The following is an 18,739-nucleotide window of genomic DNA, read 5'->3' as shown; positions in this document are numbered from 1 at the left end:
GGCGGCGCGGGCACGACTGGAGGGGACAGCGACGATGCCCGCCGACGCAAGGGCCGCGCGCGACGTTCGCAGCGCGGCCATTCCGCTGGGCAGGAACCGGAAGCCGCTGCGCGGGAAGACACCGCCACGACCGCCCCGGGACCGACCGTGGCGGCGCCTCGTCGACCGCGCCCGCAAGGCCTGGGACCGGCCGCTCACCGCGTACTACGTGATCCTCGGCAGCAGCCTGCTGATCACCGTGCTCGGCCTGGTGATGGTCTACAGCGCGTCCATGATCCAGGCGCTGCAACTCAACCTGCCCGCCTCGTACTTCTTCGGCAAGCAGTTCGTCGCGGCGGTGCTCGGGTCGATCCTGCTGCTCGTCGCGATGCGGATGCCGGTCAAGCTGCACCGGGCGTTCGCGTACCCGATCCTGGCCGGCTCGGTCTTCCTGATGGTCCTGGTGCAGGTGCCCGGGATAGGGCATTCGGTGAACGGCAACCAGAACTGGATCTATCTGGGCGGCCCGTTCCAGCTCCAGCCGAGCGAGTTCGGGAAGTTGGCGCTCGTCCTGTGGGGCGCGGACCTGCTCGCGCGCAAGCAGGACAAGCGGCTCCTCACGCAGTGGAAGCACATGCTGGTGCCGCTGGTGCCGGTCGCGTTCATGCTGCTCGGTCTGATCATGCTCGGCGGCGACATGGGCACCGCGATCATTCTCACGGCGATCCTCTTCGGCCTGCTCTGGCTCGCGGGCGCCCCCACGCGGCTCTTCGCCGGTGTGCTCTCCGTCGCAGCCCTGATCGGCTTCATCCTGATCCGGACGAGCCCCAACCGGATGGCCCGCCTGGAATGCCTGGGCGCCACCGACCCCGGCGAGGGCGACCGGTGCTGGCAGGCCGTGCACGGAATCTACGCCCTGGCCTCCGGCGGATTCTTCGGTTCCGGTCTGGGAGCGAGTGTGGAAAAATGGGGTCAACTCCCTGAACCGCACACCGACTTCATCTTCGCCATCACCGGGGAGGAACTGGGGCTGGCGGGGACGCTGTCGGTGCTCGCTCTGTTCGCGGCTCTAGGCTATGCGGGTATCCGCGTGGCCGGACGCACGGAGGACCCCTTCGTGAGGTATGCCGCGGGAGGTGTGACCACCTGGATCACGGCCCAGGCCGTGGTCAACATCGGTGCGGTGCTCGGCCTGTTGCCGATCGCCGGCGTCCCCCTCCCGCTGTTCTCCTACGGAGGTTCCGCCCTGTTGCCGACGATGTTCGCCGTCGGACTCCTCATCGCCTTCGCGCGCGAGGAGCCCGCGGCGAAAGCAGCGCTTGCCATGCGTTCGTCCGCCTCTGGTAGGAAGCGGGCTGCGGTGAGATGGAACACGATGAGACGGCGCGTCAAGGCGCGACCGTCCGGAGAGCGGTGAATTTCGGTGCATGTCGTACTCGCCGGTGGGGGGACCGCCGGCCACATCGAGCCCGCGCTCGCCCTCGCGGACGCCCTGCGCAGGCAGGACCCCACCGTGGGCATCACGGCCCTGGGCACAGAGAAGGGCCTGGAGACCCGGCTCGTCCCGGAGCGTGGCTACGACCTCGCGCTGATCCCCGCCGTACCGCTGCCCCGTAAGCCCACGCCCGAACTGATCACGGTCCCGGGCCGGCTGCGCGGCACCATCAAGGCCGCCGAGCAGATCCTGGAGCGCACCAAGGCGGACGCCGTCGTCGGCTTCGGCGGTTACGTGGCGCTGCCCGGCTACCTCGCGGCGAAGCGCCTCGGCGTGCCGATCGTGGTGCACGAGGCCAACGCCCGGCCCGGCCTCGCCAACAAGATCGGTTCGCGGTACGCGTCCCAGGTCGCGGTCTCGTCCCCGGACAGCAAGCTGCGCGACGCCAAGTACATCGGCATCCCGTTGCGCCGCACCATCGCCACCCTCGACCGCGCCCAGGTGCGGCCCGAGGCCCGCGCCGCGTTCGGGCTCGACCCCAACCTGCCGACGCTGCTCGTGTCCGGCGGCTCGCAGGGCGCCCGCCGCCTCAACGAGGTGGTCCAGCAGGTCGTTCCGCATCTGCAGCGCGCCGGCATCCAGGTCCTGCACGCGGTCGGCCCGAAGAACGAACTGCCGCAGGTCGACAACATGCCGGGGATGCCGCCGTACGTCCCGGTACCGTACGTGGACCGGATGGATCTCGCGTACGCCGCGGCCGACATGATGCTCTGCCGCGCGGGCGCGATGACCGTCGCCGAACTCTCCGCCGTCGGACTCCCGGCCGCCTACGTCCCGCTGCCCATCGGCAACGGCGAACAGCGGCTGAACGCCCAGCCGGTGGTCAAGGCCGGCGGCGGTGTCCTGGTCGACGACGCCGAACTGACCCCGGACTGGGTCAAGGAGAACGTCCTCCCGGTGCTCGCCGACCCCCACCGGCTGTACGAGATGTCCCGCGCCGCCGCCGAGTTCGGCCGCCGGGACGCCGACGAACTCCTCGTCGGCATGGTCTACGAGGCGATTGCGGCACGCCACCGGGCGTGAGAAGGCAGGGGAGCGTGGCCGGACCCACCACCGCCGAACGAGGCGAACGCAAGCAGGGGGAAGCACCGGCCCGCCCACCCCGACCGACGGGCGGCGGCCGCCGACTTCGGCGACCGCCGACCCGGGTCCTCGTGATCACGGGGATCGCCGTCGTGCTCCTCTCCGCCGGAGTCGTCTGGCTGCTCTACGGATCGCAGTGGCTGCGCGTGGAACGCGTACAGACCTCCGGCACCGAGGTGTTGACCACTCAACAGGTGCGCGCGGCAGCGGAGGTTCCGGTCGGCGCACCGCTGATTTCCGTCGACACGGACGGGATTGAGGATCGGCTCCGGAAAAGGCTGCGCCGTATCGACACCGTCGTCGTCGAACGTTCCTGGCCGCACGAAATCGGTCTGAAAGTGACCGAACGCAAGCCGGTGCTCCTCATCGAAAAGGGCGGAAAGTTCGTCGAAGTGGACGCAAAGGGCGTGCAGTTCGCAACAGTTGCCCGCGCACCCAAGGGTGTTCCGCTTCTCGAATTGAACGCCGCGGCCTCCCCGAGTCTCAACCGCTTTGGTACGAACCGTCTGTTGCGGGCCGCGGTACGCGTGGCCGGAGACCTGCCGGCAACGGTCGCCAAGGACGCACGAACCGTTCAAGTGCGTTCATATGACTCCATTTCAGTCGAGCTGAAGGGCCAACGCACCGTCGACTGGGGCAGCGTGGAGAAGGGCGACGTGAAGGCGGCCTCCCTCACCGCGCTGATGAAAGCCGAACCGAAGGCCGAACGCTTCGATGTGAGCGCCCCCACCGCCCCTGCCGTGTCAGGGAGTTGACGCCTAAGTGCGCTGGCCAGCACCCTGGTTGGTCAGCGCAACGGCTGATCACATAGGGTGAAAAGAAAAACGGGAGGTTCGGCGTGTTCGTTGAACGTGCGCCACTTGTCGACTTAGTGTCCTGTTTCGAAGACTCCAGGGAACAGACACACTGGTAACCCTAAACTTCAGCGTTAGGGTTCGGGTCGGCGTTCGGACCGTCCCAATTCGGCATCAGTCGTCGCACCGCACGCACGGCGAAGCGGCGACACGTAACTCGAGGCGAGAGGCCTTCGACGTGGCAGCACCGCAGAACTACCTCGCAGTCATCAAAGTCATCGGTGTCGGCGGCGGTGGTGTCAATGCCATCAACCGGATGATCGAGGTCGGTCTCAAGGGCGTCGAGTTCATCGCCATCAACACCGACGCGCAAGCCCTGTTGATGAGCGACGCGGACGTCAAGCTCGACGTCGGCCGTGAACTCACCCGCGGACTCGGCGCCGGAGCCAATCCGGCAGTCGGACGCAAGGCGGCCGAGGACCACCGCGAGGAGATCGAGGAGGTCCTCAAGGGGGCCGACATGGTCTTCGTCACCGCCGGTGAAGGCGGCGGCACCGGCACCGGCGGCGCACCCGTCGTGGCCAACATCGCACGCTCCCTCGGCGCCCTCACCATCGGTGTGGTGACGCGCCCGTTCACCTTCGAGGGCCGCCGTCGCGCCAACCAGGCGGAGGACGGCATCGCGGAACTCCGCGAAGAGGTCGACACCCTCATCGTCATTCCCAACGACCGTCTCCTTTCCATCTCGGACCGCCAGGTGAGCGTGCTCGACGCGTTCAAGTCGGCGGACCAGGTGCTGCTCTCCGGTGTGCAGGGCATCACGGACCTCATCACCACGCCCGGCCTGATCAACCTCGACTTCGCCGACGTCAAGTCCGTGATGTCCGAGGCGGGTTCGGCGCTCATGGGCATCGGCTCGGCGCGCGGGGACGACCGCGCGGTGGCCGCCGCGGAGATGGCGATCTCCTCGCCGCTCCTCGAGGCGTCCATCGACGGCGCCCGCGGTGTGCTGCTCTCCATCTCCGGCGGCTCCGACCTCGGTCTCTTCGAGATCAACGAGGCGGCGCAGCTGGTCAGTGAGGCCGCCCACCCCGAGGCCAACATCATCTTCGGCGCGGTCATCGACGACGCGCTCGGCGACGAGGTCCGCGTCACCGTGATCGCCGCCGGCTTCGACGGCGGACAGCCGCCGAACAAGCGGGAGAACGTGATCGGTTCGGCCTCGGCGAGCAAGCCCGCCTCCGAGCCGGCCCCGGTGCGCAGCACCAGCACCGAGTCCCGCCCGGCCTTCGGTTCGCTCGGCAGCGTGACCCCGCGCGAGGACACCGCCCCGGTCGCCGAGCCCGCCCCCGAGCCGGCCCCGGTGAACGAGATCCCCACCGCGCCGGTCAGCCCGCCGCAGGTTCCCCCGGCCCGTCCCTACCAGGACAGCCAGGCCGAGGAGCTCGACGTGCCGGACTTCCTGAAGTGACCGACGTCAAGTGATAACTGCGCACAACACCGTGGACGGCGCGCACTTCGCCTTCACCGACAGGTGGGGCGGGGTGAGCGCCGTTCCGTACGAGGAGCTCAACCTCGGCGGGGCGGTCGGCGACGCACCCGAGGCGGTCCGGGCCAACCGTGAACTCGCAGCCAAGGCGCTGGGCATCGAGCCCGGCGCCGTGGTGTGGATGAACCAGGTGCACGGCCGTGACGTGGCAGTCGTGGACGGCCCATGGCGTGACGAATCAGACATTCCTTGCGTGGACGCCGTGGTGACCGCGCAGCGGGGCATCGCCCTCGCGGTCCTCACCGCCGACTGCACCCCGGTGCTGCTCGCCGACCCGGTCGCCGGAGTCGTCGGCGCCGCACACGCAGGCCGGCCCGGACTCGTCGCCGGAGTCGTGCCCGCGGTGATCGAGGCGATGACCGAACTCGGCGCCGAGGCCTCCCGGATCGTCGCCCGCACCGGGCCCGCGGTCTGCGGCCGTTGCTACGAAGTGCCGGTGCGGATGCGGGCCGACGTCGCCGCGGTCGAGAGCGCCGCCCACTCGGAGACGAGCTGGGGGACGCCGGCGGTCGACGTGACCGCGGGGGTGCACGCTCAACTCGAGCGGCTCGGTGTGACGAACCGGGAGCAATCGCCGGTCTGCACACTGGAATCCGAAGACCACTTCTCGTACCGCCGCGAGCGCACCACGGGTCGGCTCGCGGCCTATGTCTGGCTGGACTGATAGGGCATGACGGACCGCAAGGCGGAACTCGCCGCGAATCTGGTGAAGGTGGAGGAGCGCATCGCTGCGGCGTGCGCGGCCGCCGGGCGTCCGCGGGAGGAAGTGACCCTGATCGTGGTCACGAAGACCTACCCCGCGAGCGATGTTCGGATCCTCGCCGACCTCGGTGTGCGCCATGTCGCCGAGAACCGCGACCAGGACGCGGGGCCGAAGGCCGCCGAGTGCGCGGACCTGCCGCTGACTTGGCACTTTGTCGGCCAGCTGCAGACCAATAAGGTTCGTTCCGTTGTCAGTTATGCCGGTCTGGTGCAGTCCGTGGACCGCCCCAAGCTCGTCACGGCTCTGTCCGCGGCGGCGGTGAAGGCGGAGCGCGAGCTGGGTTGTCTGATCCAGGTCGCCCTCGACGCCGAGGAGGGCGGCCGGGGTGACCGGGGAGGCGTAGCGCCCGACGGAATCGAGGAGTTGGCCGGACTTGTGGCGGAAGCTCCCGGGCTGCGGCTCGACGGTCTGATGACCGTCGCACCGCTCTCGGGACCGTACGCGGGGCGGCAACAGGCGGCGTTTCAGCGGCTGGTGGAATTCTCAACCCTCCTGCGCGCGGCCCATCCGGCTGCGAACATGGTGTCGGCAGGGATGAGTGCGGACCTCGAGGAGGCCGTTGCGGCCGGAGCGACACATGTGCGCGTCGGCAGTGCGGTACTCGGAGTGCGACCCCGGCTCCGGTAACGTCGCCAAGCAAGTCGGACCACAGCAGAAAATATGGTCATCCCCGCAGATCAGCGGGGGTGCCGAGTGGATCGCGAAGCACTTGGTGGCACAGCGGATCCACCACAGAGCGGAGGACTCAGAGCATGGCCGGCGCGATGCGCAAGATGGCGGTCTACCTCGGCCTCGTGGAGGACGACGGATACGACGGCCGGGGATTCGACCCCGATGACGAGTTCGAGCCCGAACTGGATCCGGAGCCCGAGCGGGACCGCCGACGGCACGAGCCTGCACATGAACTGCAGCAGGACGAACCGGCGCGAAAGGTACAGACTCCTGCACCGCGCGAGCCTATGCCCGCCGCCGCTTCGGTACCGGCCGAAACCGGGCGTCCGGCGCGAATCGCCCCCGTGGCATCCATCACACCTGAACGTCAGAGCCTGGAGAAGAACGCACCGGTGATCATGCCCAAGGTTGTCTCCGAACGGGAGCCCTACCGCATCACGACTTTGCACCCCCGGACCTACAACGAGGCCCGTACCATCGGGGAACACTTCCGTGAGGGCACTCCGGTGATCATGAATCTGACGGAGATGGACGACACCGACGCGAAGCGACTTGTCGACTTTGCCGCCGGTCTGGTCTTCGGACTGCACGGCAGCATTGAGCGGGTGACACAGAAAGTGTTCCTGTTGTCTCCTGCTAACGTCGATGTCACGGCGGAGGACAAGGCTCGCATCGCAGAGGGCGGGTTCTTCAACCAGAGCTGAGAAGCAACACCGGTTATGAGACGCACGACACAGGGGAGAGGGGAGCGCGAGTCATGAGCGTTTTCGGGAATGTGCTCTACATCGCGCTGTCGGTTTACCTGATCGTGCTGATCTTCCGGTTGGTCATGGACTATGTCTTCCAGTTCGCCCGCTCATGGCAACCCGGCAAGGCGATGGTGGTCGTTCTTGAGGCCACTTACACTGTCACTGATCCACCGCTCAAGCTTCTGCGGCGGTTCATTCCGCCGCTGCGTCTCGGGGGCGTGGCGCTCGACTTGTCCTTCTTCGTACTGATGATCATCGTCTTCGTGTTGCGGCTCTTTGCGGCCAAGCTGGCGGCGATGTGAACCATACGGTCTTGCCGAATGCCGACGACTACGTTGAGGTGAAGAGATGCCGTTGACCCCCGAGGACGTGCGGAACAAGCAGTTCACGACCGTCCGCCTCCGAGAAGGCTATGACGAGGACGAGGTCGATGCCTTCCTCGATGAGGTCGAAGCCGAACTGACGCGACTACTGCGTGAGAACGAGGACCTGCGCGCGAAGCTCGCCGCGGCGACCCGTGCCGCCGCGCAGAACCAGCAGCAGAACAGCATGCGCAAGGCCGAGCCGCAGGACCAGCCGCCGCAGCAGCGTGGTCCCGGCGCCCCCGTGCCCGCCGCAATATCAGGTCCGCAGCCGGTGCCGCCGCAGCAGCAACAGCACCTGGGCCCGCCCCAGTTGCCCGGTGGAGCACCCCAGCTGCCCGCAGGTCCCAACGGTGGACACGGTGGCCCGCAGGGCCCCGGCCCCATGCAGGGCGGCCCGATGGGCGGCCCCATGGGCGGTCACGGTCCGCAGCTCCCGCAGGGTGGCGGCGGCGGTGGCGGTCAGGGCGGTCCCGGTGGCGACAGTGCCGCCCGCGTCCTGTCGCTTGCCCAGCAGACCGCTGACCAGGCGATCGCGGAGGCCCGTTCCGAGGCCAACAAGATTGTCGGCGAGGCTCGTTCGCGTGCCGAGGGCCTCGAGCGTGACGCCCGTGCCAAGGCCGACGCCCTGGAGCGGGACGCGCAGGAGAAGCACCGCGTCGCGATGGGCTCCCTGGAGTCCGCCCGCGCCACGCTGGAGCGCAAGGTCGAGGACCTGCGCGGCTTCGAGCGCGAGTACCGCACGCGTCTGAAGTCCTACCTGGAGTCGCAGCTGCGCCAGCTGGAGACCCAGTCCGACGACTCGCTGGCCCCGCCGCGTACGCCGGCTGCGGCTTCGCTGCCGCCGTCCCCGTCGATGGCTTCCGCCGGTGCGCCCTCCATGGGTGGCGGTAACCACACCATGGGCGGCAACCAGACGATGGGCGGCCACGGAGGCACCTCCGGCGGCAACTCGTACGGTGGCCAGCAGCAGATGTCGCCGGCCATGACGCAGCCGATGGCGCCGGTGCGGCCGCAGGGTCCGCAGCCGATGCAGCAGGCTCCGTCCCCGATGCGCGGCTTCCTCATCGACGAGGACGACAACTGACCGTCGCACGCGCGCAGCGCGCGTAGAGCGTCGGCAGCGCTTCAAGGGCCTGGCCCCGGGAATTCTCCCGGGGCCAGGCCCTTTTGCCGTGCGTGCGGGGGGAGTTGGGGAATCGGACAGGGGTCGGGGGAGCGGGTGTGCCACGGCACACAACGCCGAAGGCCCGGCGCCGCGCGATCCGTCGGATCGGGCGACGCCGGGCCTTCTGTTGACTCCGGGGGCTCCGGGGGCTCCGGGGGCTCCGGGCCTCAGAGGTCCGGGGCCGGTCTGGTTACGCCTCGGTCTTGCGGAGGCGGAACGTCAGGCCGAGGCCCTCGTCGGTGAAGGGCGCGCCGTACGTCCCGTCGGCCTCGCCCTCGGCGAAGTCCAGGGCGAGGACCTCGTCCGCGATGAGGGCGGCGTGCTCGCCGAGGGCGTCCGTGGTGTCGCCGGCCGTGGCCGACCAGCGCACCGCGATCCGGTCCGCGACGTCCAACCCGCTGTTCTTACGGGCCTCTTGGATCAGCCGGATCGCGTCACGGGCGAGGCCCGCGCGGCGCAGGTCCTCGGTGATCTCCAGGTCGAGCGCGACCGTGGCACCGGCCTCGGAGGCGACGGACCAGCCCTCGCGCGGGGTCTCCGTGATGAAGACCTCGTCGTGGGTCAGGGTGACCGTCTCGCCCTCGACCTCGATCGTCGCCGAGCCGTCGCGCAGCGCCAGGGAGAGCGCGGCCGCGTCGGCGTTCGCCACCGCCTTGGCCACCGCCTGGACGCCCTTGCCGAAACGCTTGCCCAGGGCGCGGAAGTTGGCCTTGGCCGTGGTGTCGACCAGGGAGCCTCCGACCTCGGAGAGCGAGGCGAGGGAGGTGACGTTCAGCTCCTCGGTGATCTGCGTACGCAGTTCCTCGCCGAGCGCGTCGAAGCCGTTGGCCGCGACCAGGGCGCGGGACAGCGGCTGGCGGGTCTTCACACCGGACTCGGCGCGGGTGGCCCGGCCGAGCTCGACGAGTCTGCGCACCAGCGCCATCTGCTGCGAAAGCACCGGGTCCACAAGGGAGTTGTCGGCCTCGGGCCACGTCGACAGGTGCACCGACTCCGGGGCGTCCGGCGTCACCGGGACGATCAGGTCCTGCCAGACCCGCTCGGTGATGAACGGGGTCAGCGGGGCCATCAGGCGCGTGACCGTCTCGACGACCTCGTGCAGGGTGCGGAGCGCGGCCTTGTCGCCCTGCCAGAAGCGGCGGCGGGAGCGGCGCACGTACCAGTTGGAGAGGTTGTCGACGAAGGTCGAGAGGAGCTTGCCGGCGCGCTGGGTGTCGTAGGACTCCAGGGCCTCGGTGGACTGCTCGACCAGGGTGTTGAGCTCGCTGAGCAGCCAGCGGTCCAGGAGCGGGCGCTCGGCCGGGGCCGGGTCGGCGGCCGACGGGGCCCAGTTCGACGTACGGGCGTACAGGGCCTGGAAGGCGACCGTGTTCCAGTACGTGAGGAGGGTCTTGCGGACGACCTCCTGGATCGTGCCGTGGCCGACGCGGCGCGCGGCCCACGGGGAGCCGCCCGCGGCCATGAACCAGCGGACGGCGTCGGCGCCGTGCTGGTCCATGAGCGGGATCGGCTGCAGGATGTTGCCCAGGTGCTTGGACATCTTGCGGCCGTCCTCGGCGAGGATGTGGCCGAGGCAGACCACGTTCTCGTACGAGGACTTGTCGAAGACCAGCGTGCCGACGGCCATCAGCGTGTAGAACCAGCCGCGGGTCTGGTCGATGGCCTCCGAGATGAACTGCGCCGGGTAGCGGCTCTCGAAGAGCTCCTTGTTCTTGTACGGGTAGCCCCACTGCGCGAACGGCATCGAGCCCGAGTCGTACCAGGCGTCGATGACCTCGGGCACGCGCACCGCTTCGAGGGAGCAGCCCTCGTGGGTGCAGGTGAACGTGACGTCGTCGATGAACGGGCGGTGCGGGTCGAGGGACGCCTGGTCGGTGCCCGTCAGCTCGGACAGCTCCGCGCGGGAGCCGACGCAGGTGAGGTGGCCCTCCTCGCAGCGCCAGATGGGCAGCGGGGTGCCCCAGTAGCGGTTGCGGGACAGGGCCCAGTCGATGTTGTTGTTCAGCCAGTCGCCGAAGCGGCCGTGCTTGACCGAGTCGGGGAACCAGTTGGTCTTCTCGTTCTCCTCGAGCAGGCGCTCCTTGACCGCGGTCGTGCGGATGTACCACGACGGCTGCGCGTAGTAGAGCAGCGCCGTGTGGCAGCGCCAGCAGTGCGGGTAGCTGTGCTCGTACGGGATGTGCCGGAAGAGCAGGCCGCGCTCGTCCAGGTCGGCGGTGAGCTTCTCGTCGGCCTTCTTGAAGAACTCGCCGCCGACGAGCGGGACTTCGGGCTCGAAGGTGCCGTCGGGCAGCACCGGGTTCACGACCGGCAGGCCGTACGCGCGGCAGACCTTGAGGTCGTCCTCACCGAACGCGGGGGACTGGTGGACCAGACCCGTGCCGTCCTCGGTCGTGACGTACTCGGCGTTGACGACGTAGTGCGCCGGAGCCGGGAACTCCACGAGCTCGAACGGGCGTTGGTAGGTCCAGCGCTCCATCTCGGCGCCGGTGAAGGTCTCGCCGGTGGTCTCCCAGCCCTCGCCGAGCGCCTTCTCGACGAGCGGCTCGGCGACGACCAGCTTCTCGTTCCCGTCGGTCGCGACGACGTAGGTGACGTCCGGGTGCGCGGCGACCGCGGTGTTGGAGACGAGGGTCCACGGGGTCGTCGTCCAGACCAGGAGCGCGGCCTGGCCGGCGAGGGGGCCGCCGGTGAGCGGGAAGCGGACGTAGACCGACGGGTCGACGACCGTCTCGTAGCCCTGCGCCAGCTCGTGGTCGGACAGGCCGGTGCCGCAGCGGGGGCACCAGGGGGCGACGCGGTGGTCCTGGACGAGCAGGCCCTTGTCGAAGATCTGCTTCAGGGACCACCAGACCGACTCGATGTACTCGGGGTTCATCGTGCGGTACGCGTCGTCGAGGTCGACCCAGTAGCCCATGCGCTGGGTGAGCTCGGCGAAGGCGTCGGTGTGCCGGGTCACGGACTCGCGGCACTTGGCGTTGAACTCGGCGATGCCGTACGCCTCGATGTCCTTCTTGCCGTTGAAGCCGAGCTCCTTCTCGACGGCGAGCTCGACGGGCAGGCCGTGGCAGTCCCAGCCGGCCTTGCGCGCGACGTGGTACCCGCGCATGGTGCGGAAGCGCGGGAAGACGTCCTTGAATACGCGGGCCTCGATGTGGTGGGCGCCGGGCATTCCGTTGGCGGTGGGCGGGCCCTCGTAGAAGACCCACTCGGGGCGACCCTCGGACTGCTCCAGGGTCTTGGCGAAGATCTTCTGCTCGTCCCAGAAGTCGAGCACGGCGTGCTCGAGGGCGGGCAGGTCGACCTGGGCGGGCACCTGGCGGTACTGCGGCTGCGTATTCAACGAGCTTCCTCCGGCGGACACTGTTTCCGTCGGAGGGACGAGAGCCGGCCTGCGCCGTGTGCGGCGCGGGCTCCCGCGGTACCACCCTCCTTGGCCTGCCGGGCTCGGGTGTGCGCCGACGGGCCCCCTCATTGGGGTCGCGGCCGGGTCTACTCGCCTCGCTGCCGATTCGCTCGGCCGCTGCGGCTTTCTTCCGGCGGCTCCGGGGTGATCTTCACGCTCGCGCGGGCCCCCGGGCTCACACCGTCCCCGGGTCGCTCCTGGCTGCTCACGGACGCTACTCGTCCCCATCCATGCCTTTTCGCTGTGCCCAGTGTACGGGGCCCGCGCTGGATGGGCCGACCGGAATTCCTTCGGGGGCGGGGCCGCGGAGGGAGCCCGCGGCGGGGCGTCAGGCCGGGGCTCGGGTCAGGCGTGCTCGGGGATCACGTCGGTGAGGAACTCGCGGACCTGCGCCCGGAGTTCGGGGCCGTCGGTGTGGCCGTGGACGGAGACGGCGTGCTCGGTGGCGGCGCGGACGACCTCTTCCTCCTCGCCGGAGATGGTGAGCGTGCAGTTGCTCTCGCTGGGGAATCGACGGCAGTCGGCTGTCTTGCGCATGGTGCACCTTCTTTGCTCTTTTTCAAGTTTATGTCCGTGAATAGGTGTAATAAAGTGCTCAACTTCGGTCTGCGGGCGGCGCCTGTGCGGGCCTGGGAGTCGAGCAGGGGCTGACCCGAATGGGGACACGCGCGGTGCCCGGTTCCCGGCCCGGCGCCCTCGGCGGATTACCCGGCGGGGAGCTGGGCACAACGGATGCATGCCGGTCCCGGTGCGGCTGCGGGGCGGGCGGATCGGGCGGCGTGCCCCGTTGCCGCGGGCCTGGAGTCGATTTATCGTCCCAGCACGATTCGCGAGCAAGATCACAAAATGTGAAGGGGCCGCGGCCATGGTGGCGAAGAAGACCGCCGTATCGGAGTCGGCACCGGGGTCGTCGGCCGGGTCGGAGCAGACGGAGCAGACGGAGCAGACGGAGAAGGCGGCCGGGAAGAGCGCGCCGAAGAAGCCGACGACGGCGGCGAAGTCGAAGACGGCGAAGGCGACCGAGAAGGCGACCGAGAAGGCGACGGAAAAGAAGAGCGCGGCAGCGAAGACCGCGAAGAAGACCGCGAAGAGCACGGACGCCGAGCCGGAGCCGGCGAAGAAGGCGCCCGCGAAGAAGACCGCGAAGAAGGCGGCCGCCAAGAAGGCCGCGGCGAAGAAGGGCGCGACCAAGGAGCCCGTCGAGGAGTCGGCGGCCGAGGAGGCGGCGCACGCCGCGAAGAAGACAGGAGCCGAGTCGGTGGCTGCGAAGAAGACCGGGGCGACGGCGGCGGAGCCGTCGACCTCCTCCGTACCGAAGGCGCGAGCGGTCGCGGCCGAGCCGGGCGAGCTCGCCGTACGGCCGGGCGAGGACCCGTGGACCGAGCAGGAGGTGGCCGAGGCGCGCACCATGCTGGCGGAGGAGGCCGGCCGGCTGCGCACCGAGATCGTGGCGTCGGAGGAGTCCCTGCAGGGGCTGATGCGGGACTCGGGGGACGGGGCCGGCGACGACCAGGCGGACACGGGCACGAAGAACATCACGCGCGAGCACGAGATGGCCCTGGCGGCGAACGCGCGGGAGATGCTGGAGCAGACCGAGCGGGCCCTGGAACGCCTCGACGCGGGGACGTACGGCCTCTGCGAGAACTGCGGGAAGCCCATCGGGAAGGCGCGGATGCAGGCCTTCCCGCGCGCGACCCTGTGCGTGGAGTGCAAGCAGAAGCAGGAACGGCGCTACTGAGCACGGTCGCTGTATGTGTGTGTCGTACCCTCGTCCTCAGTCGGAATCTAGGGTTGAGGGACTCACGTGGCAGAGGCGGAGCGCATCATCGGTACGCCGGACAGCGAGGACGCCGGGGCGGGTGCGGAGCCGGAGCGCGCGGACGGCACGCAGGGCCCGGAAGCCGCGAACGAGGCCGCCAACGAGGCCACGGGATCCGGCGGTTCGGCCGAGTCCGCCGACGCGGAGGCCGGGACGCCGGCGGCTGAGGCCGAGGAGGCCGCGGAGTCCGAGCAGCCCAAGGGGCGCCGGAAGATCGCGGTGCTGTTCGCCGTCGCCGCCGTCGCGTACGCGCTCGACCTGATCAGCAAGCTGATCGTGGTGGCCGAGCTGGAGCACCACGAGCCGATCGAGCTGATCGGGGACTGGCTGAAGCTGCAGGCGATCCGGAACGCGGGCGCGGCCTTCGGGATCGGCGAGGCCTTCACCGTGATCTTCACGGTCATCGCGGCCGTGGTGATCGTCGTGATCGCCCGGCTCGCCCGCAAGCTCTACAGCCTGCCCTGGGCGATCGCGCTCGGCCTGCTGCTCGGCGGTGCGCTCGGCAACCTCACCGACCGGATCTTCCGGGCGCCGGGGGTCTTCGAGGGCGCGGTGGTCGACTTCATCGCGCCGAAGGGGTTCGCGGTGTTCAACCTCGCGGACTCGGCGATCGTCTGCGGCGGCGTGCTCATCGTGCTCCTCTCCTTCCGCGGCCTCGACCCGGACGGCACGGTCCACAAGGACTGAGCAGCCTCGCGCACGGGCTCTCGTACGGGGGTGTCGTAGCCGTCCGGCATACTCGACGGGTGAGCACGATTCCCGAGATCCGCACCCTGCCCGTGCCCGACGGCCTGGAGGGCGAGCGCGTCGACGCCGCCATCTCCCGCATGTTCGGCTTTTCCCGTACGAAGGCCGCCGAGCTGGCCGCAGCCGGAAAGGTGCAGGTCGACGGCAGCGTCGTCGGCAAGTCCGAGCGCGTGCACGGCGGGGCCTGGCTCGAGGTGGAGATGCCGCAGGCGGCCGCGCCCGTGCAGATCGTCGCGGAGCCCGTCGAGGGCATGGAGATCATGCACGACGACGAGGACATCGTCGTGATCATGAAGCCGGTCGGCGTCGCCGCGCACCCGAGTCCGGGCTGGACCGGGACGACCGTGATCGGCGGCCTGGCCGCCGCCGGGTACCGGATCTCGACGTCCGGCGCCGCCGAGCGCCAGGGCATCGTGCACCGCCTCGACGTGGGCACCTCGGGTCTGATGGTCGTCGCCAAGTCGGAGCGTGCGTACACCTCGCTGAAGCGGCAGTTCAAGGAGCGTGTGCCGGACAAGCGCTACCACGCGCTCGTGCAGGGCCACCCCGATCCGCTGAGCGGCACCATCGACGCCCCCATCGGCCGGCACCCGAACCACGACTGCAAGTGGGCGGTCACCGCCGAGGGCAAGCCGTCGGTGACGCACTACGACCTGGTGGAGGCGTTCCGCGCGGCCTCGCTGCTCGACATCAAGCTGGAGACCGGGCGCACGCACCAGATCCGCGTCCACATGTCGGCCCACCGCCACCCCTGCGTCGGTGACTTGACGTACGGCGCGGACCCGACGCTCGCCAAGCGGCTCGGGATCACCCGGCAGTGGCTGCACGCGGTGCGGCTCGGCTTCGAGCACCCGGCCGACGGGCGCTGGGTCGAGTTCGAGAGCGGGTACCCGGACGACCTGCAGACCGCCCTCGACCGGGTCCGGGCGGAGAGCGCGTGACCATGGGGCCGTACGAGATCCGGGTCGCCGGGTCCGCGGCCGACCGTGCGGCCTGTATGACGGTGCGCCACGAGGTGTTCGTGCGCGAGCAGGGCGTGCCGGTGAACCTGGAGTACGACGCGTACGACGAGGTCGCGGTGCATGTGCTCGCCCTCGGGCGGGACGGGGCGCCGCTCGGCGCCGGGCGGTTGCTGCACGGGGAGGCGGCCGCGGCGAAGGCCGGCGGTGACCCGGCCGTCGGTTCGCTCGGCCGGCTCGCGGTGGCGCGGGCCGCGCGCGGGCTCGGTGTGGGGGCCGCGCTGGTGCGGGGCATCGAGGAGGCGGCGGCGGGCCTCGGCCTGGCGGCGGTCGACCTGCACGCGCAGACGCACGCCCTGGCGTTCTACGAACGGCTCGGATACGAGGCGTACGGCGCGGAGTTCCTGGATGCGGGGATCGTGCACCGGGCTATGCGGCGCAAGCTCTAGCGTCCCTCTGCTCGGCGGGCTGTTGCCAGGCGCTGGTTAGGAAAGTTTCCTGTTCTTCTTGACGGGGGTGCTCAACCTCCCTAGTTTTCCCGGGAGTTGACCCCTGCCCCCACAGGAGCTCCCATGCCTCAGGTCGTCGCGCGCAAGCACCGCAGGAACTCGCGCCGCCACCGTCGCGCCGCAGCCGCCTCGCTGACCGCCGTGGGGGTTCTCGCCCTCGCCGGGGTCTGGAACGCGAACGCCACGCAGGTCGCCACGGAGGCCGCGGCGCCGCTCTGGCAGGCCGACCCCGCCAAGGGCACCGCCGTCTTCGAGGGCGTCGAGAAGAAGCCCGGCGAGGTGTCCGTCGTGGACGATCCGAAGGGCGCGTACGGGAAGACGTACCGGCTCCACACCTCGGGCGAGAAGGTCTCCCCGCAGGACCGGGTGCGGGTCGAGACGCGCGGGCACAAGCGGCCCGACGGGTCGGCGCTGCGCTTCGACGAGGGTGACACCGTCTACGTCGGCTGGCGCTCGATGTGGGACCCGCTGCCCACGAAGTCCGGCGACTGGGTGGCCCTCTGGCAGCTCAAGGACTACGGCAGCGGCGCCGCGACCCCGCCGCTCTCGCTGCGGGCGCGCGGCGACGGCACGATCGACCTGGAGTACTGCGACCCGGACATGAAGACGACGCGGCTCTGGGACACCCCGCTGCGCACCGGCGAGTGGCACCACTTCGTCGTCGGGATCACCGTCTCCGAGGATCCGGACAAGGGTTCGGTGAAGTTCTGGTACGACGGCGAGCAGCAGGAACTGAAGGGCGCCGGCACGTTCAAAGGCGCCACCCTGCGCGCCGACTGGGTCACCGACAAGTGGGGCGTCTACCGCTCCGACGGGGTGAAGGGCGAGGCCACGGCCTATCTCAACGGGGCCAAGGTGGGGCGTAGTTACGACGAGGTGGCGCCCTGAGGGATCCCGTATGAGGGGTCGCGAGGGGGCGTGAGCGGTTTGTCGGATATGCGTGGCAGGCTTGAGGGCGTGCTTCCGATCTTCGGGGGCGCGCCCGTGCGCCGCCGACGCGGTGCCGGGGTCCGTCGCGCTGCTCTCCGGAGGCCCCCGAAGTGGACCAGTTGGCCCTGCTGTTCGTCCTGCTCCTCGGGGCCGTGCTGAGCGTTCCGGTCGGTGAGCGGCTCGGGCTGCCCGCGCCGGTGCTCATGACGCTCGTCGGGATCGTGCTCGCACTCCTGGAGTTCGTGCCCAATGTCGACATCCCGCCGGAGTACATCCTTCCGCTCGTGCTGCCGCCGCTGCTCTACGCCTCCGTGCAGCGCACCTCCTGGCGGCAGTTCACCGCCAACCTGAGGCCGATCCTGCTGCTCGCGGTGGCGCTCGTCTTCGTCACCACGGCGGCCGTGGCGGTGGTGGCCAACGCCGTCGTGCCGGGGCTTCCACTCGCCGCGGCTGTCGCGCTCGGGGCGCTCGTCGCGCCGCCCGACCCGGTCGCGGCCACCGCCGTCGCCGGTCAACTCGGCCTGCCCAGACGCCTGGTGTCGATCCTGGAGGGCGAGGGCCTCTTCAACGACGTCACCGCGATCGTGCTCTACCACGTGGCGATCGCCGCGGCCGTCAGCGGCTCCTTCTCGCTGCCGGAGGCCGCCCTCGACTTCCTGCTCTCCGCGGTCGTCGCGCTCGCCGTCGGCCTCGCCATCGGCTGGGCCGCCAACAAGCTGATGGACTTCCTCGGCGACGCCACGCTCCAGGTCGGCCTCACCCTGCTCGTCCCGTTCGTCGCGTACGTGCTCGCCGAGGAGTTGAAGGGGTCCGGGGTGCTCGCGGTCCTGATCACCGCGCTGTTCCTGGCGGAGTACGCGGTGGACGCGGACGACGTGATGGGGCGGCTCGCGGGGCGTACGTTCTGGGAGGTCGTCGACACCCTCGTCACCGGGATCGCCTTCGGCCTGATCGGCCTCGAACTGCACAACGCCATCCGGACCGCGGCCGGCCGCTGGGGCGAACTCCTCGGCTGGGCCGTCGCCGTCACCGCGGTCGTCGTCTTCGTACGCCTCCTGTGGCTGCTTCCCGCGACCTGGATCGCCAAGCGGCTGCACCACAAGCGCGACTACGACGAGGAGATTCCGGTCAGTTGGCGCGAGACCGTCGTCATGTGGTGGTCCGGGATGCGGGGCGTGGCGTCGGTCGCGCTCGCCCTCGCCATCCCGCTCAAGACGGACGACGGGGCGGCCTTCCCGGTGCGCGAGGAGATCATCTTCATCGCGTTCGGGGTCATCATGGCGACCCTCGTACTGCAGGGGCTCACCCTGCCCTGGCTCGTACGGAAGCTCGGGGTGGAGGCGGACGCCGAGGCCGAGGAGGCGTTCGAGAAGGAGCTCGCGATCCGGGCGGCGAAGGCGGCGAAGCGGCGGCTCAAGGAGATCCAGGAGGTCGAGGAGCTGCCGGACGAGTTCGCCGAGCAACTGGCCCGCCGCGCCTACGACATCGGGGCCCGGATCAGCCCCGACATGGTCGACGAGGACCGCAGGGCGGCGTACGTGAAGCGGAGCGCGTGGGGGAAGCGGGTGCGGCGGATCCAGGGCGAGATGATGAGCGCTGCGCGGCATGAGGTGTTGGCGGCTCGCAATGAGCCCGGGTCCGACCCGGAGATCGTTGATCGGGTATTGCGGCACCTGGACGTTCGCAGTTTGCGGTGAGGTCGGACGGGGCTCGGTCCCTGGGGGCTGCGCCCCAGCCCCCTGTCGGCCTGCGGCC

General features: G+C 70.0%; 17 protein-coding genes. 15 read left to right on the top strand and 2 right to left on the bottom strand.

The genetic code is table 11. From position 1 onward, the window contains the following. Positions 1-34: 34 nt before the first annotated feature. From ftsW to QIS96_RS04105, 9 genes are all read left to right on the top strand, one after another. Positions 35-1,396, top strand: a complete 1,362-nt coding sequence (gene ftsW / locus QIS96_RS04145) for a putative lipid II flippase FtsW (protein ID WP_282540962.1) — start codon at positions 35-37, stop codon at positions 1,394-1,396. 6 nt (positions 1,397-1,402) lie between these two features. After that, positions 1,403-2,497, top strand: coding sequence for an undecaprenyldiphospho-muramoylpentapeptide beta-N-acetylglucosaminyltransferase (gene murG / locus QIS96_RS04140; RefSeq protein ID WP_282540961.1), 1,095 nt, complete (start codon positions 1,403-1,405; stop codon positions 2,495-2,497). Between the two features lie 14 nt (positions 2,498-2,511). Beyond that, positions 2,512-3,312 carry a cell division protein FtsQ/DivIB gene (locus QIS96_RS04135; RefSeq protein WP_282540960.1) on the top strand — a complete coding sequence of 267 codons (801 nt, stop codon included), beginning with the start codon at positions 2,512-2,514 and terminating at the stop codon, positions 3,310-3,312. A 277-nt stretch (positions 3,313-3,589) separates the two neighbouring features. After that, positions 3,590-4,822, top strand: coding sequence for a cell division protein FtsZ (gene ftsZ, locus QIS96_RS04130; protein ID WP_282540959.1), 1,233 nt, complete (start codon positions 3,590-3,592; stop codon positions 4,820-4,822). Between the two features lie 31 nt (positions 4,823-4,853). Continuing rightward, entirely contained in the window at positions 4,854-5,564 is a 711-nt protein-coding gene (gene pgeF / locus QIS96_RS04125) for a peptidoglycan editing factor PgeF (RefSeq protein WP_408907123.1), read from the top strand. Positions 5,565-5,570: 6 nt separating this feature from the next. Then, complete coding sequence (locus QIS96_RS04120) at positions 5,571-6,290, top strand: YggS family pyridoxal phosphate-dependent enzyme (RefSeq protein WP_282540957.1); 720 nt, start codon at positions 5,571-5,573, stop codon at positions 6,288-6,290. Between the two features lie 125 nt (positions 6,291-6,415). Beyond that, on the top strand, positions 6,416-7,039 hold the full coding sequence (locus QIS96_RS04115; protein ID WP_282540956.1) for a cell division protein SepF: 624 nt from the start codon (positions 6,416-6,418) through the stop codon (positions 7,037-7,039). Positions 7,040-7,092: 53 nt separating this feature from the next. Continuing rightward, positions 7,093-7,386, top strand: coding sequence for a YggT family protein (locus QIS96_RS04110; protein WP_282540955.1), 294 nt, complete (start codon positions 7,093-7,095; stop codon positions 7,384-7,386). A 46-nt stretch (positions 7,387-7,432) separates the two neighbouring features. Further along, positions 7,433-8,533 carry a DivIVA domain-containing protein gene (locus QIS96_RS04105; protein ID WP_282540954.1) on the top strand — a complete coding sequence of 367 codons (1,101 nt, stop codon included), beginning with the start codon at positions 7,433-7,435 and terminating at the stop codon, positions 8,531-8,533. 271 nt (positions 8,534-8,804) lie between these two features. On the opposite strand, the gene ileS is transcribed toward QIS96_RS04105, so the two are convergent. Both ileS and QIS96_RS04095 read right to left on the bottom strand, forming a co-directional pair. Further along, positions 8,805-11,957 carry an isoleucine--tRNA ligase gene (gene ileS, locus QIS96_RS04100; RefSeq protein WP_282540953.1) on the bottom strand — a complete coding sequence of 1,051 codons (3,153 nt, stop codon included), beginning with the start codon at positions 11,955-11,957 and terminating at the stop codon, positions 8,805-8,807. Between the two features lie 408 nt (positions 11,958-12,365). Then, on the bottom strand, positions 12,366-12,557 hold the full coding sequence (locus QIS96_RS04095; protein WP_282540952.1) for a DUF1059 domain-containing protein: 192 nt from the start codon (positions 12,555-12,557) through the stop codon (positions 12,366-12,368). A gap of 328 nt (positions 12,558-12,885) precedes the next feature. Between QIS96_RS04095 and QIS96_RS04090 the strand changes: the two genes are divergently transcribed. From QIS96_RS04090 to QIS96_RS04065, 6 genes are all read left to right on the top strand, one after another. Further along, the gene (locus tag QIS96_RS04090; RefSeq protein WP_282540951.1) at positions 12,886-13,758 is read left to right on the top strand and encodes a TraR/DksA family transcriptional regulator; all 873 of its coding nucleotides are present in this window, start codon (positions 12,886-12,888) and stop codon (positions 13,756-13,758) included. A 66-nt stretch (positions 13,759-13,824) separates the two neighbouring features. Beyond that, entirely contained in the window at positions 13,825-14,526 is a 702-nt protein-coding gene (gene lspA, locus QIS96_RS04085) for a signal peptidase II (RefSeq protein WP_282540950.1), read from the top strand. A 59-nt stretch (positions 14,527-14,585) separates the two neighbouring features. Further along, positions 14,586-15,527: an RluA family pseudouridine synthase gene (locus QIS96_RS04080; RefSeq protein ID WP_282540949.1), complete on the top strand. Its 942-nt coding sequence runs from the start codon at positions 14,586-14,588 to the stop codon at positions 15,525-15,527. A 2-nt stretch (positions 15,528-15,529) separates the two neighbouring features. Continuing rightward, the gene (locus QIS96_RS04075) at positions 15,530-15,994 is read left to right on the top strand and encodes a GNAT family N-acetyltransferase (protein ID WP_282541106.1); all 465 of its coding nucleotides are present in this window, start codon (positions 15,530-15,532) and stop codon (positions 15,992-15,994) included. Between the two features lie 123 nt (positions 15,995-16,117). Further along, entirely contained in the window at positions 16,118-16,942 is an 825-nt protein-coding gene (locus QIS96_RS04070) for a heparin lyase I family protein (protein WP_282540948.1), read from the top strand. 152 nt (positions 16,943-17,094) lie between these two features. Continuing rightward, positions 17,095-18,681, top strand: coding sequence for a Na+/H+ antiporter (locus QIS96_RS04065; protein ID WP_282540947.1), 1,587 nt, complete (start codon positions 17,095-17,097; stop codon positions 18,679-18,681). Positions 18,682-18,739 lie beyond the last annotated feature (58 nt).

Origin of the sequence: Streptomyces cavernicola, assembly GCF_029968035.1 — a bacterium.
Lineage (GTDB): Bacteria > Actinomycetota > Actinomycetes > Streptomycetales > Streptomycetaceae > Streptomyces > Streptomyces cavernicola.
The sequence above is the reverse complement of the archived record's forward strand: the minus strand, read 5'-3'. Positions and strand labels throughout refer to the sequence as shown.

Excerpts from the sequence above, each read along its gene's own strand:
- QIS96_RS04075 (WP_282541106.1), top strand. The coding sequence starts at position 15,530 with ATGGGGCCGTACGAGATCCGGGTCGCCGGGTCCGCGGCCGACCGTGCG.
- QIS96_RS04070 (WP_282540948.1), top strand. The coding sequence starts at position 16,118 with ATGCCTCAGGTCGTCGCGCGCAAGCACCGCAGGAACTCGCGCCGCCAC.
- QIS96_RS04090 (WP_282540951.1), top strand. The coding sequence starts at position 12,886 with ATGGTGGCGAAGAAGACCGCCGTATCGGAGTCGGCACCGGGGTCGTCG.
- QIS96_RS04120 (WP_282540957.1), top strand. The coding sequence starts at position 5,571 with ATGACGGACCGCAAGGCGGAACTCGCCGCGAATCTGGTGAAGGTGGAG.
- QIS96_RS04110 (WP_282540955.1), top strand. The coding sequence starts at position 7,093 with ATGAGCGTTTTCGGGAATGTGCTCTACATCGCGCTGTCGGTTTACCTG.
- QIS96_RS04105 (WP_282540954.1), top strand. The coding sequence starts at position 7,433 with ATGCCGTTGACCCCCGAGGACGTGCGGAACAAGCAGTTCACGACCGTC.
- QIS96_RS04095 (WP_282540952.1), bottom strand. The coding sequence starts at position 12,557 with ATGCGCAAGACAGCCGACTGCCGTCGATTCCCCAGCGAGAGCAACTGC.
- QIS96_RS04115 (WP_282540956.1), top strand. The coding sequence starts at position 6,416 with ATGGCCGGCGCGATGCGCAAGATGGCGGTCTACCTCGGCCTCGTGGAG.
- ftsW (WP_282540962.1), top strand. The coding sequence starts at position 35 with ATGCCCGCCGACGCAAGGGCCGCGCGCGACGTTCGCAGCGCGGCCATT.